General features: G+C 60.1%; 12 protein-coding genes. 9 read left to right on the top strand and 3 right to left on the bottom strand.

Annotation, left to right across the window (positions count from 1 at the left end):
- Positions 1-13: 13 nt before the first annotated feature.
- Complete coding sequence (locus tag ACXADQ_RS08570; protein WP_475318865.1) at positions 14-853, bottom strand: universal stress protein; 840 nt, start codon at positions 851-853, stop codon at positions 14-16.
- A 201-nt stretch (positions 854-1,054) separates the two neighbouring features.
- On the opposite strand from ACXADQ_RS08570, the gene ccoN reads away from it, so the two are divergent.
- The 4 genes from ccoN to ccoP are packed head-to-tail and all read left to right on the top strand — an operon-like array spanning position 1,055 to position 4,483.
- Entirely contained in the window at positions 1,055-2,656 is a 1,602-nt protein-coding gene (gene ccoN / locus ACXADQ_RS08575; protein ID WP_475318870.1) for a cytochrome-c oxidase, cbb3-type subunit I, read from the top strand.
- A 16-nt stretch (positions 2,657-2,672) separates the two neighbouring features.
- Positions 2,673-3,401 (top strand): cytochrome-c oxidase, cbb3-type subunit II, encoded by a 729-nt coding sequence (gene ccoO / locus ACXADQ_RS08580; RefSeq protein ID WP_475318873.1) that lies wholly within the window; start codon positions 2,673-2,675, stop codon positions 3,399-3,401.
- A 14-nt stretch (positions 3,402-3,415) separates the two neighbouring features.
- A complete protein-coding gene (locus ACXADQ_RS08585; RefSeq protein ID WP_475318878.1) occupies positions 3,416-3,607 on the top strand; it encodes a cbb3-type cytochrome c oxidase subunit 3 in 192 nt (63 codons plus the stop codon).
- 3 nt (positions 3,608-3,610) lie between these two features.
- Positions 3,611-4,483 carry a cytochrome-c oxidase, cbb3-type subunit III gene (gene ccoP, locus ACXADQ_RS08590; RefSeq protein ID WP_475318884.1) on the top strand — a complete coding sequence of 291 codons (873 nt, stop codon included), beginning with the start codon at positions 3,611-3,613 and terminating at the stop codon, positions 4,481-4,483.
- 122 nt (positions 4,484-4,605) lie between these two features.
- Here the strand turns inward: ccoP and ACXADQ_RS08595 are convergent, their stop codons facing one another.
- Positions 4,606-5,235: a DUF2270 domain-containing protein gene (locus ACXADQ_RS08595; RefSeq protein WP_475326056.1), complete on the bottom strand. Its 630-nt coding sequence runs from the start codon at positions 5,233-5,235 to the stop codon at positions 4,606-4,608.
- A gap of 411 nt (positions 5,236-5,646) precedes the next feature.
- On the opposite strand from ACXADQ_RS08595, the gene ACXADQ_RS08600 reads away from it, so the two are divergent.
- The 5 genes from ACXADQ_RS08600 (at position 5,647) to ccoS (ending at position 10,866) form a co-directional block, all read left to right on the top strand.
- Positions 5,647-6,525: a LysR family transcriptional regulator gene (locus ACXADQ_RS08600; RefSeq protein WP_475318888.1), complete on the top strand. Its 879-nt coding sequence runs from the start codon at positions 5,647-5,649 to the stop codon at positions 6,523-6,525.
- 87 nt (positions 6,526-6,612) lie between these two features.
- On the top strand, positions 6,613-8,049 hold the full coding sequence (gene ccoG / locus ACXADQ_RS08605; protein ID WP_475318891.1) for a cytochrome c oxidase accessory protein CcoG: 1,437 nt from the start codon (positions 6,613-6,615) through the stop codon (positions 8,047-8,049).
- Positions 8,049-8,504, top strand: a complete 456-nt coding sequence (locus tag ACXADQ_RS08610; RefSeq protein ID WP_475318893.1) for a FixH family protein — start codon at positions 8,049-8,051, stop codon at positions 8,502-8,504. Before ccoG ends, ACXADQ_RS08610 begins: the two co-directional genes overlap by 1 nt.
- A gap of 10 nt (positions 8,505-8,514) precedes the next feature.
- Positions 8,515-10,701 carry a heavy metal translocating P-type ATPase gene (locus ACXADQ_RS08615; RefSeq protein ID WP_475318898.1) on the top strand — a complete coding sequence of 729 codons (2,187 nt, stop codon included), beginning with the start codon at positions 8,515-8,517 and terminating at the stop codon, positions 10,699-10,701.
- Positions 10,702-10,707: 6 nt separating this feature from the next.
- Positions 10,708-10,866: a cbb3-type cytochrome oxidase assembly protein CcoS gene (ccoS, locus tag ACXADQ_RS08620; protein WP_475318902.1), complete on the top strand. Its 159-nt coding sequence runs from the start codon at positions 10,708-10,710 to the stop codon at positions 10,864-10,866.
- A gap of 62 nt (positions 10,867-10,928) precedes the next feature.
- Here ccoS and ACXADQ_RS08625 read toward each other — a convergent pair whose 3' ends face one another.
- Positions 10,929-12,308, bottom strand: a complete 1,380-nt coding sequence (locus ACXADQ_RS08625; protein WP_475318907.1) for a D-alanyl-D-alanine carboxypeptidase family protein — start codon at positions 12,306-12,308, stop codon at positions 10,929-10,931.
- Between the last annotated feature and the right edge of the window lie 152 nt (positions 12,309-12,460).

The raw sequence follows: 12,460 nt of genomic DNA on the forward strand, positions 1-12,460 counted from the left end.
CGTCCCCTTTCATTTAGTGCGCCATCAGCACCGGCAGTTCGGTCTGCTCCAGCATATAGCGGGTCGCCCCGCCCAGAATGGCCTCGCGGAACCGCGAATGGCCATAGGCGCCCATCACCACCAGATCCGTCTTGGTGTCGGCCGCGTGACGCAGCAACACGTCCGAGACGCGCGGCATGGTTTTGGCCAGCACGTCGATTTCGGCACGCACACCCTGACGTGCCAGGTATTGCGACAACAGCCCGCCCGGGTCTGACCGGTTGGGGCCATGCGTTGGCGGGTCAATCACGACCACATGAACGGCATCGGCCGCTTGCAAATAGGGCATCGCGGCGCGCACAGCGGCCAGCAATTCGTTGCTTTCGTTCCAGGCGATCGAGATGGTCTTGGCCTTGCTCATCGGCGGTTTGCCATCCGGGATCGTCAGCACCGGGACCTTTCCATCGAACAGCGAGGCCTCCAGCACGGGCTCCATCTCGGCGCCGTGGTTTTCGCCATAGGGCTGGGGCAGGATCACCATATCCGAAAACCGGGCATGCGCAGACACATGCCGGCTGAGGTCGGCCATCTGTGCCACGCCTCCATCCGTACCCCAGCGAATTTCGGTCTTGGCCAGATAGGCTTTGGCCATATTCTCGACCTCTTGGGCTTCGTCTTGTGCCCGCGAGATCGTTTCCTGCAACACCATCGCATTCGCACCCGAGTAATAGTACCCGGCCTGGGTCCGATCGACCCCCAGGCACAGCACGTCCAGATGCGCATCATGCGCTGCGGCGATCGCAACGCTTTGTTCCAAAACAGGTTCTACGAAGTCGGAATCCGTCAGAACCGTGAAAAGACTTTTATAGGCCATGAGACACTCCAATCCATTTGCCCGCTCTGACATGACCCTAGTGCGCGGTTTTCGTGGGCACTTTGACACGGGTCAAAGAATGCCCGCCCGAGTTTTGACACAGATCAAGGCAAGACGGGGGCGCGAACCGCATTAAACGCCCAGTCTGGAACCGCCTGTGCGGCATACGAATTGTGCAGGTCAGAGACGAAGGGACGCAAAATGGTAAATTACATCAAGCTGATCGCGCTTGGTCTGATCGCGCTGCTGGCGCTGATCGCGGCCAACTATGCGCGTGACGTGGCATACTTGGTGAACGCGATAACCGTGGCCTTGGCCGCCGGTGTCACGTTCCTGTATGTGCTGCGGAACACTGGCGAGGACGCCAAACCCGCACCACAAAACGAATATCTAGACGGTGTCGTCCGCTACGGCGTCATCGCAACCGCCTTGTGGGGGGTCGTTGGCTTCCTGGCAGGGACATTCATCGCATTTCAGTTGGCATTCCCGATGCTCAATTTCGATTGGGCCCAAGGGTATCTGAACTTTGGCAAACTGCGCCCGCTGCACACCTCCGCAGTGATTTTTGCCTTTGGTGGCAACGCTTTGATCGCGACTTCGTTCTACGTTGTTCAGCGTACTTCGGCGGCGCGCCTTTGGGGCGGCAACCTGGCCTGGTTCGTGTTCTGGGGGTACCAGCTGGTGATCGTTCTGGCCGCAACCGGCTATATCCTGGGGGCAACCCAGGGCAAGGAATACGCAGAACCCGAATGGTACGTTGACTGGTGGCTGACCATCGTCTGGCTGGCATATCTGGCCGTCTTCCTGGGCACGATCGTCAAACGGAAAGAGCCGCACATCTACGTGGCAAACTGGTTCTTCCTGTCGTTCATCATCACCGTGGCCATGCTGCACGTGGTGAACAACCTGTCGATCCCGGTCTCGGTCTTCGGTTCGAAATCCATCCAGGTCTTTGCTGGTGTCCAAGACGCCATGACCCAGTGGTGGTACGGCCACAACGCTGTGGGCTTCTTCCTGACATCGGGCTTCCTGGGCATGATGTATTACTTTGTACCGAAACAGGCTGAACGTCCGGTTTACTCGTACAAGCTGTCGATCATCCACTTCTGGGCGCTGATCTTCATCTATATCTGGGCTGGTCCGCACCACCTGCACTACACCGCGCTGCCTGACTGGGCCTCGACCCTGGGCATGGTGTTCTCGGTTGTGCTGTGGATGCCCAGCTGGGGTGGCATGATCAACGGCCTGATGACCCTGTCGGGTGCTTGGGACAAGCTGCGCACCGATCCGATCATCCGTATGATGGTGATTTCGGTTGGCTTCTACGGCATGTCGACCTTCGAAGGTCCGATGATGTCGATCCGCGCAGTGAACTCGCTGAGCCACTACACTGACTGGACCATCGGTCACGTGCACTCGGGCGCGCTGGGTTGGAACGGCATGATCACCTTTGGTGCTCTGTACTTCCTGGTTCCCAAACTGTGGAACAAGGAACGCCTGTACAGCCTGAGCCTGGTGTCCTGGCACTTCTGGCTCGCGACCATCGGCATCATCCTGTACGCCGCATCCATGTGGGTGACCGGCATCATGGAAGGCCTGATGTGGCGTGAAGTGGATGCAAACGGCTTCCTGGTGAACTCGTTCGCTGACACCGTTGCTGCGAAACTGCCGATGTACGTGGTGCGCGGCACGGGCGGGATCCTGTTCCTGCTGGGTGCGGTCATCATGTGCTACAACCTGTTCATGACCATCAAGCGGAGCCCGGCTGTTGAAGCTGACAACTCTGCTGTCCCGGCCGAATAAGAAGGGACCATAGACAATGGCAATTCTTGATAAACACGCGATCCTCGAGAAGAACGTAACGCTTCTGACGATCTTTGCCTTCCTTGTGGTCACTATCGGCGGCATCGTGCAAATCGCACCGCTGTTCTGGCTGGAAAACACCATCGAGGATGTAGAGGGCATGCGCCCCTACACCCCGCTGGAGCTGGCTGGTCGTGACATTTACATCCGCGAAGGGTGCTATGTCTGCCACAGCCAGATGATCCGTCCGATGCGGGACGAGGTTGAACGGTATGGCCACTACTCGCTGGCGGCTGAATCGCAGTACGACCACCCCTTCCAATGGGGGTCGAAACGGACCGGTCCTGATCTGGCCCGTGTGGGCGGCCGCTACTCGGACGAGTGGCACGTCGACCACCTGCGCGATCCGCAATCGGTTGTGCCTGAATCCGTGATGCCGAAATATGGCTTCCTCGAGAACAAGCTGATCGATGGCAAGTACATTGGCGACAGCATGAAGGTGAACTCGTTCGTTGGTGTGCCTTACACCGAGGAAATGCTGGCCAGCGCCCAGGCGGACTTTACCGCTCAGGCTGATCCGGACAGCGATTACGATGGCCTGCTAGAGCGCTACGGCGAGAACGTGCAAGTGCGCAACTTCGACGGTCAGCCCGGAATTTCCGAAGCTGATGCTCTGGTCGCCTATCTTCAGATGCTGGGCACGTTGGTTGATTTCTCGACCTTCACCCCGGACGCAAGCCGGTAAAGGAGGGACCCAATATGGAAACCTATTCTTTCCTGCGTGAGTTCGCGGACAGCTGGATGCTGATGGCTCTGTTTGCCTTCTTTATCGGGGTGGTGGTCTTCGCCTTCCGTCCCGGTTCCTCGAAGGTCTACAGCGACGTCGCCGACATCCCCTTCCGGCACGAAGACAAACCCGCCGCCCGCGGCGGTGACGCCAAGGAGGCGTGAGACATGGCTAAGAAACCAAATGAAACCAAAGATGTGGGCACGACGGGCCACGAATGGGACGGGATTGAAGAACTCAATAACCCCCTGCCGCGTTGGTGGCTGTGGACCTTCTACGCCTGTATCTTCTGGGGTGTGATCTACACCATTGCCTATCCGGCATGGCCGGGCATCAGCAGCGCAACTGCGGGTGTCCTGGGCTGGTCGACCCGTGGCAACGTTGCGGCTGATATCGCAGCCAATAACGAAAAACTGGGTCCGATCAATGATCGACTGGCGTCGGTCGAGCTGGCCTCGATCGCGGATGACGCCGAGCTGAACGGCTATGCCGTTTCCGCCGGTGCCGCTGTGTTCAAGACCTGGTGCGCCCAGTGTCACGGTTCCGGTGCGGCTGGTGCGGTTGGCTATCCCAGCCTGCTGGACGACGACTGGCTGTGGGGTGGTTCCATCGAGGATATCCACTTCACCATCACCCACGGTATCCGCAACGAGGATGACCCCGAAGAAGAGGCCCGCCTGTCGGAAATGCCTGCCTTCGGTGCAGACGAATTGCTGGAGCCCGAACAGATTGATCAGGTCGTGAACTACGTCATGTCGCTGTCGGGCGAGCCGATGGATGCGTCAATGGTTGCCGCTGGCGCCACCGTATTCGAAGATGAATGTGCATCTTGCCACGCAGAAGATGGCTCAGGTGATCGAGATCAAGGTGCACCGAATCTGTCTGATGCTATCTGGCTGTATGGTGGTAGCTACGACGCTATCAAAGACACGGTGACCAACTCGCGCTATGGCGTGATGCCCAACTGGAACACCCGTCTGACCGAGGCACAGATCCGCGCGGTTTCCGCGTACGTCCACCAGCTGGGCGGCGGCGAGTAACCTCGCACAAAGAACACCTAGGGGCGTTTCCCGCGTCCCTGGGTTCGGCACCGGCCCTTCCGTCCTGTTCGCGCGTTTCCTGGAAGGCCGGTGCCAATTAATTTAGGCACCTGTCCCGAAAATCAACCCATTGAACTATCCGTGCCGCGTCCGCGTGCACGTTTTTTGTCGTTTTGGTCGCTCCAGAGCGCAATTCCTGCCCAGCTGACCATGTACAGGATGCCAAAAAGAACGATCACCTCGCCGGGTAGGGGGCCGACATCTGCGCGGCGAAAGGCTTGATCGATTGATTCGACCGGTGTGGGATGCACCGCCAGCTTGCCCGCGAAGGCCAGCGATTGAATCACCAGAATCCACAGATAATTGCGCCGGATGCGTCGCCCGATCGCGGTCATCATGCTGACGTGATACTTGGGGTGCATATAGTCTTCGGACAGCGTTTTCTGCCAGTTTTCTTCCATGTGCAGATCGCCGTCATACAGCATGGGCGCATAGAAATGCGTCTCCATCCACCGCGCGCGCGCCCGCCAGACGTTGAAATATCGATAGCGTCGGGCCTCTTGCATCAGGAAAAAGATGATCAGCACCCCGACCAGGACCAATGGCAAGGGCGAGGCGTCGGGCGATGCAAATGAGATGGACAATGCCACCCCCAGCGTCACCACGGCCCAGTTGGTCGTCGTGTCCAGTCGTGTGCGCCAGATCGTGCTGCGATAGACCTCGCCCCGGTAAAGGTGCGCGATTGCGGTCACTTCGGAATTTGTCAGTGAGGTGCGTTCGGTGTCGTCATGGGCCAGTTTGGCCGCGGATTGGGTCACGTATTCCCCCCGTGTCGTCTTGTTTTCGGGCGAATGGCCCGATGTCTCCTGCTCCGGGGAAAACTATGCACGGGGGGATCGTGGGCGTCAAAATCTAAGCAGGTGCCACAGAGATTTTTTTCGCGCCCGAGTCGGAACACCCCGAAACTGGTCGCGGCGCGGGGCGGGTGTTTGGGAGGTATGAAACGGGTCAGTGCGGGTGGCAATCATGAAAGAATTCGCATAGATTGAAAGCATGGGGTGTCTCCTGTATTGGAAAGATAGCCCTTGTTTTAATGAGGTTGGTGCGCTTTCATCAGATCGGAAAATATTCTTATAGGTAAGATAATCTAACAAATGGATTGGATGCGTTTCCCTCCTCTGAACGCGTTGCGGGCCTTTTTGGCGCTGTATCAGACCGGAACGATGGCTCTGGCGGGCGAGGCGTTGAATGTCAGCCATGCCGCTGTCAGTCAGCAGATCAAAACGCTCGAGTCGCATCTGGGGCTGCCCTTGTTGGATCGTTCTGGCCGGCGGGTGCAGTTCACCCCCCAGGGGCTTGGTCTGGCGCGGGCCTTGGAGCAGGGATTTGGTCAGATAGAAGCGGCCATCACGGAAATGACCCGGCAAGAAGAGGACCGTCCGCTCAGGATTTCGGCCACGTCGTCATTTGCCAGCAATTGGCTGCTGCCTCGGTTGGCGGATTTCCGGATACATCACCCAAACGTCGATCTGATGATCAACCCCACGGCCGAGATTCAGACGCTGGAACCGGGGGGTATTGATGCTGCGCTACGGTATTGCGATGGCCATCAGCCCGGTCTGGAAACGGATCTGATTGTCCCGTCGCCCATTGTGGTCGTTGCCGCGCCCGAACTGATCGGGGCTGGGCCGGTCACGCCAGATACCCTCAATCGAATGCCCTGGGTTCAGGAACTGGGCACGAACGAAGCGACGGATTACCTGGCCGCGCATGGGGTCGGGCCAGAGGCACGGGCGGGCATTACCTCTTTGCCCGGAAACATGGTGATCGAGGCCGCGCGAACAGGGCAGGCAGCGGCGGTTGTTGCCCGTGCGATTGTGCTGCCCGAGATCAATTCTGGTCGTCTGCGCGTGCTTCATCAGGATAAGCAGGGCAAAGGCTATTACCTGGTGACGCGCCCGGGGCCTAAACGTGCGGCGTTGCGCGTATTTGCGCGTTGGATCCGGCGTCAGGCCAAGACGTTTTCACAAATAGATGAATGAAAGATGCAGATTTGATGCAGGTCAAAGCCGCAGAGGCATAAGACTGGGAAAACAGCGCGACCCGTAGCCAATTAACGGAGTGATTCCGTGTCGCAAACCGAACCCGAAACCCCGCCGAGCCTGTATGCCGCCCGCGAGCCCGTATTTCCGCGCCGTGTGAGCGGAAAGTTCCGCAATCTGAAATGGTGGATCATGGCGGTCACACTGGGGATCTACTATCTAACCCCTTGGATTCGTTGGGACCGTGGTCCGGCCTTGTCGGATCAGGCGGTACTGGTTGACTTGGCCAACCGCCGTTTCTTCTTCTTCATGATCGAGATCTGGCCGCACGAGTTTTACTTTGTTGCCGGCCTTTTGGTGATGGCGGGGCTGGGCTTGTTCCTGTTTACCTCGGCGCTTGGGCGCGTTTGGTGTGGCTATGCCTGCCCTCAGACCGTGTGGACGGACCTTTTTATTCTGGTGGAACGCTGGATTGAGGGCGACCGGAACGCCCGGTTGCGACTGCACCGTCAGAAAAAGCTGGATTTCCGCAAGGCCCGCCTGCGCGTCACCAAATGGGTGGTCTGGCTATTGATCGCATTGGCGACAGGCGGCGCATGGGTGTTCTATTTCACCGACGCGCCAACGCTGTTGGTGGACCTGTTCACCATGAGCGCGCACCCGATCGCCTATTCGACTATTCTGGTGCTGACGCTGACGACTTTCTTTTTTGGGGGCTTCGCGCGCGAGCAGATTTGTATCTATGCCTGCCCCTGGCCGCGTATTCAGGCCGCGATGCTGGACGAAGACTCGTTGGTGGTGGGCTATCGCAGCTGGCGGGGCGAGCCGCGCGGCAAACACCGCAAAAAAGAGGGCGCCGAGAATCTGGGCGATTGCATCGACTGTATGGCCTGTGTGAACGTTTGCCCGGTGGGGATCGACATTCGCGATGGCCAGCAGTTGGAATGCATCACCTGCGCCCTGTGTATCGACGCCTGTGACGAGATCATGGACAAGGTGGGCAAACCGCGCGGTCTGATCGACTATATGGCCCTGACGGACGAGGCTGCCGAGCGCGCCGGCAATCCGCCCAAATCGGTTTGGAAGCACATTTTCCGCCCGCGCACCATTCTGTATACCTCGCTGTGGTCGCTGGTGGGTGTGGCCTTGGTCGTCGCCCTGTTCATGCGGACAGAGATTGACCTGACGGTCGCCCCGGTGCGCAACCCGACTTATGTGACATTGTCGGATGGCACCATTCGCAACACGTATGATGTGCGCCTGCGCAACAAGCATGGCGAGGACCGCCCGTTCAAGCTGTCGGTCAAAGGGGATCCCTCACTGTATATCAAACTCGAAGGCACGCCCTACGCGTCGGTTACGGTGCCTGCGGACTCGATGAAGTTGCAGCGGGTCTATGTTATGGCTCCCAAAGGGACGACCCCGGCAGAAAGCGAACGTGTGGATCTGCGGATTTGGGTCGAGGACAACTCGAACGGTGATCGCGCGTATAAGGACACCGTATTCCACGGAAGGAAAAACTGATGACAGAGCGTCAGATCACCGGTCGGCACGTCTTTCTGGGCTTCGCCGCCGCCTTTGGGCTGATCATTGCGGTCAATGTGTACATGGCCTTTAGCGCCGTCAGCACGTTCCCGGGTCTTGAGGTGAAAAACTCGTATGTGGCCAGCCAAGAGTTCAACGAGCGCAAGGCCGCGCAAGAGGCCCTGGGCTGGACCGTCACCGCGGTGCATCTGAAGGGCACGCTGTACCTGAACATCAATGACGAGAATGGCACGCCGGTCGTCCCCAAAGAGCTGCACGCGATTGTGGGGCGCGCCACCTCGATCGCCGAGGATGTCGAGCCCGCGTTTACCTTCAACGGTCAGGCCCATGTCGCGCAGATCGACCTGGCGGATGGCAACTGGAACATCCGCATGAAGGCCATCGCCGAGGACGGAACTGAATTCGTTCAACGCGTGATTTTGCACGTTAAATAAGGGCTTTCCCATGACCGCCACAATGCGCCCAACCCCGTCAGCTTGTCCGGCCTGCGCTGCGGCTCCGGCCTCCGAGGCTTTGGCTGAACTGGACGCGCCTCAGGAGGCCCGGATCGCGTTGTCGGTTCCGGCGGTGCATTGTGCGGCCTGTATCTCGACCGTCGAAAGCGCGCTGGCCAAGGCCCCGGGTGTCCAATCGGCTCGCGTGAACCTGACGCTGAAACGCGTCCAGGTCGAGGCGGATGCAGATGTGATGCCCGAGGATCTGATCGGCGTGCTGGAGCGTGTCGGGTACGAGGCGCACGAGCTGGACGCAGGCGCGCTGAGCGCCACACAGACCGACAAAACGGGTCGCGATCTGCTGATGCGGCTGGCAGTGGCGGGCTTTGCCTCGATGAACGTGATGCTGCTGTCCGTGTCCGTCTGGGCCGGGGCCGCGGACGCCACGCGGGATATGTTCCACTGGATTTCGGCGGCGATAACGCTGCCGACCATTGCGTTCTCGGGTGTGCCATTTTTTAAAAGCGCCTGGGGCGCGCTGAAGCACCAGCGCCTGAATATGGACGTGCCGATCGTGCTGGCCATCGTGTTGGCGCTGGTCACGTCGCTGTGGGAAACCTCGCTTTCGGGCCACCATGCCTATTTTGACGCCGCGCTGACGCTGACGTTTTTCCTGCTGGCTGGGCGGTATCTGGATTACCGGACCCGCGCGATTGCCCGATCCGCCGCCGAAGAACTGGCCGCGCTTGAGGTCCCCCGCGCCATCCTGATCCGTGACGGAGAAGAGGTGCAGGTGCCGGTGTCCGAAGTATCGGTCGGCGATCTGATTCTAGTGCGTCCCGGTGGGCGGATGCCTGTGGACGGTGATGTCACCGAGGGCACGTCCGAGGTGGATCGTTCGTTGTTGACCGGGGAAACTCTGCCGGTTCTGGCGCAGCCGGGGCAGGGCGTTTCTGCGGGCGAGGTGAACCTGACCGGCCCGCTGATCATCCGTGCGACGGCTGTGGGCAAGGATACCTCGTTGCATCAAATGGCCGATCTGGTGGCGATCGCTGAATCGGGCCGTTCGCGCTATACATCGTTGGCGGATAGTGCTGCCAAGCTCTATGCCCCCGGCGTGCACATCCTGTCGGCGCTTAGCTTTGTGGGCTGGTGGCTGTATACGTGGGACGTGCGCACCGCGCTGAACATTGCTGCTGCCGTTTTGATCATCACCTGCCCCTGTGCGCTGGGTTTGGCGGTTCCGGCCGTGACCACTGCGGCCTCGGGGCGGCTGTTCCGCAAGGGGATGCTGATCAAGCATTCCACCGCGCTGGAGCGTCTGGCCAAGGTCGATACCGTTGTCTTCGACAAAACCGGCACCCTGACCGCAGGCACGCCCGAGCTGACCAATCTGGGTGATCATTCCACCCGTGATCTCGAGATTGCGCTGGCCTTGGCCGAGGGGTCTTCGCATCCGCTGTCGCAATCGCTGACCCGTGCGGCGCGCGAGGCTGGTGTGAAACCCGCCCGTGTTGATCAGATCACCGAGGTCCCGGGTTATGGCACCGAGGGCCTGTGGATGGGGCAGCGCGTCCGTCTGGGCCGTGCGGCCTGGGTCGGGGCCACCTCGACCGAGACGACCTCGGCCTGGTTGTCCGTGGCTGGTGAGACACCGCAAGCCTTCACCTTTACCGACCGCTTGCGGGATGGGGCCGAAGAGGCCGTGCGCGCGCTGATTGATGCGGACAAAGAGGTCATCCTGATCTCGGGCGATGCCACCCGCGCGGTCGAGGATCTGGCCAACCGTCTGGGCATTCAGCACTGGATGGCCGAGGCGCTGCCCGCTGACAAGGCCGCCCGTATTCAGCACCTCTCCAAGCAGGGCAAGCATGTGCTGATGGTCGGCGATGGGCTGAATGACACGGCGGCGCTGGCAGCGGCGGATGTCTCGATTTCCCCGGCGTCGGCACTGGATGCGGCGCGGGTGGCCTCGGATATCGTGCTGCTGGGCGGAGATCTGTCCCCGATTGCCGATGCGCTGGAAACGGCGCAGTCAGCCACCAAACGCATCCGCGAGAATTTCCAGATCGCAACGCTGTACAACGTGATTGCCGTGCCGATTGCAATTATTGGCCTGGCTACCCCGCTTGTGGCGGCCTTGGCCATGTCCACAAGTTCCATTACAGTGTCGTTGAACGCATTGCGCCTGAGGTAACCCGCCATGGAAGTCCTGTCTTACCTGATCCCGATCTCGATCGTCATGGGCGGCGTGGGGCTGCTGGCGTTTGTCTACACGGTGCGCTCGGACCAATATGACGACCCCGAGGGCAACAGCCAGCGCATCCTGTCAAACGAATGGGACGACCGCCCCAAACCGTGATCCGCGCAAACAAAAAGGCCACCCATAAGGGTGGCCTTTTGCGTTTCGAGGCAGGCGAGGGATCAGCCCGGCCCGATCATGAAACAAGTGACTTGCCGTGCTTGCAGGCGGCGGCAGGCCAGATCGGCGCTTTCGCGGGTCAGACCCATGAAATTCGCATCAAACCCGCCTTTGCGATTCACCACTTTGCGCAGGCTGCCGTCCAGCGTGGCCATCTCGGCCAGGGCAGTTTTCACCAGCACCTTTTCGGCGGCATACCGGCTGGGATAGCGCCCCACATTGATGCCCCAATGGCGCCCGCCCGAGGTGGACAGACGGGTAACGACCTCGCGGCGTTGCTCTTCGGCGATGACCTCGGCCACCAGCTCGTCGACGGCGGTGGGTTCGCCCGTGCTAGCCAACAGCAGGTCCTCGGGGCGCTGGCGCGGCTTGACGGATTTGTTCGCCGGCATGGTCTTGGGGACAGCGGCGGGGGCGGTCTCTTTGCCGATGGTTTCCTTCAGCACGTCGCTGATGTCATCCTTGACCGCGACCAAAACGGGGGGCTGGGTGCCCGGCCGCATCTTGGGGCGCAGGCTTTTCTTAACGGCGGTGACCAGTCGAATGGTTTTGCCCGCAGCGCCCTTGGGTGCGGTATTGCCCACATAGGCAGGACGCGAGGGTTTGCGAACCGTGGCGCGGCTGGGGGCACGGCGGAAGCCCAGATCCAGCAGCTCGGCCACCTTGGCGTTGCGGGTCGCGGTTGAACGACCTCCAAAGACAGTGGCGATGATACGCTCGTTGCCGCGCTCGGCCGAGGCCACCAGATTGAACCCGGCGGCGCGTGTATACCCGGTTTTGATCCCATCGGCCCCGCGATAGGCGTTCAGGAATTTCCGGTTGGTGTTCTTGACCGTGCGCAGCCCGGCATGTGTCGAGCGGCGGCTGAACAGGTTGTAATATTGGGGGTAGTCATACAGCACATGCCGCCCCAGGATCGTCATATCGCGCGCGGTGGACAGGTGGCCATCGCGGGTCAGGCCATGCGCGTTCTTGAAGGTGGTGCGGGTCATTCCCATCGACTTGGCCGTGCGGTTCATACGGCGGGCAAAGGCTGCTTCGGACCCCGAGATCGCCTCGCCAATCGCCGTCGCCGCATCATTCGCGGATTTGATCGCAGCCGCCCGGATCAGATAGCGCAGCTTGATCCGTTGCCCCGCAGCCAGCCCCAGTTCCGAAGGGGGCTCGGCAGCGGCATTGCGCGAGACTTTGACCATCGTATCCAGCGAAATCTCGCCGCGCTCCACCGCTTCGAAGGCGATGTACAGGGTCATCATTTTGGTCAGAGAGGCCGGATGCAGACGCGTATCGGCGTTCGAAGCATGCAGCACTTTGCCAGTGCGTGCATCCATCACCATTGCCGCATAAGGCGCCGCGCGCGCGCCCATGGGCGCGAGACTCATCAATCCCACCAATAGAATGGAGAGCAGACCCATAAGGGTCAGCTGTACATGCCGATGTTCCACGGACACTGCCTTTTCTGCCTCGCGCCGCTGATTTTTCAGTCGGCATCTTGATTATTAATGCAACGCTAGCACATCAATTTCAGCGAATA

Source organism: Thalassovita sp. ABM4_323 (assembly GCF_056158665.1).

Coding starts and splice junctions, on each gene's coding strand:
- ACXADQ_RS08610 (WP_475318893.1), top strand. CDS start 8,049: ATGACAGAGCGTCAGATCACCGGTCGGCACGTCTTTCTGGGCTTCGCC.
- ACXADQ_RS08585 (WP_475318878.1), top strand. CDS start 3,416: ATGGAAACCTATTCTTTCCTGCGTGAGTTCGCGGACAGCTGGATGCTG.
- ccoO (WP_475318873.1), top strand. CDS start 2,673: ATGGCAATTCTTGATAAACACGCGATCCTCGAGAAGAACGTAACGCTT.
- ccoP (WP_475318884.1), top strand. CDS start 3,611: ATGGCTAAGAAACCAAATGAAACCAAAGATGTGGGCACGACGGGCCAC.
- ACXADQ_RS08600 (WP_475318888.1), top strand. CDS start 5,647: ATGCGTTTCCCTCCTCTGAACGCGTTGCGGGCCTTTTTGGCGCTGTAT.
- ccoS (WP_475318902.1), top strand. CDS start 10,708: ATGGAAGTCCTGTCTTACCTGATCCCGATCTCGATCGTCATGGGCGGC.
- ACXADQ_RS08625 (WP_475318907.1), bottom strand. CDS start 12,308: ATGAGTCTCGCGCCCATGGGCGCGCGCGCGGCGCCTTATGCGGCAATG.
- ACXADQ_RS08570 (WP_475318865.1), bottom strand. CDS start 853: ATGGCCTATAAAAGTCTTTTCACGGTTCTGACGGATTCCGACTTCGTA.
- ccoN (WP_475318870.1), top strand. CDS start 1,055: ATGGTAAATTACATCAAGCTGATCGCGCTTGGTCTGATCGCGCTGCTG.
- ACXADQ_RS08615 (WP_475318898.1), top strand. CDS start 8,515: ATGACCGCCACAATGCGCCCAACCCCGTCAGCTTGTCCGGCCTGCGCT.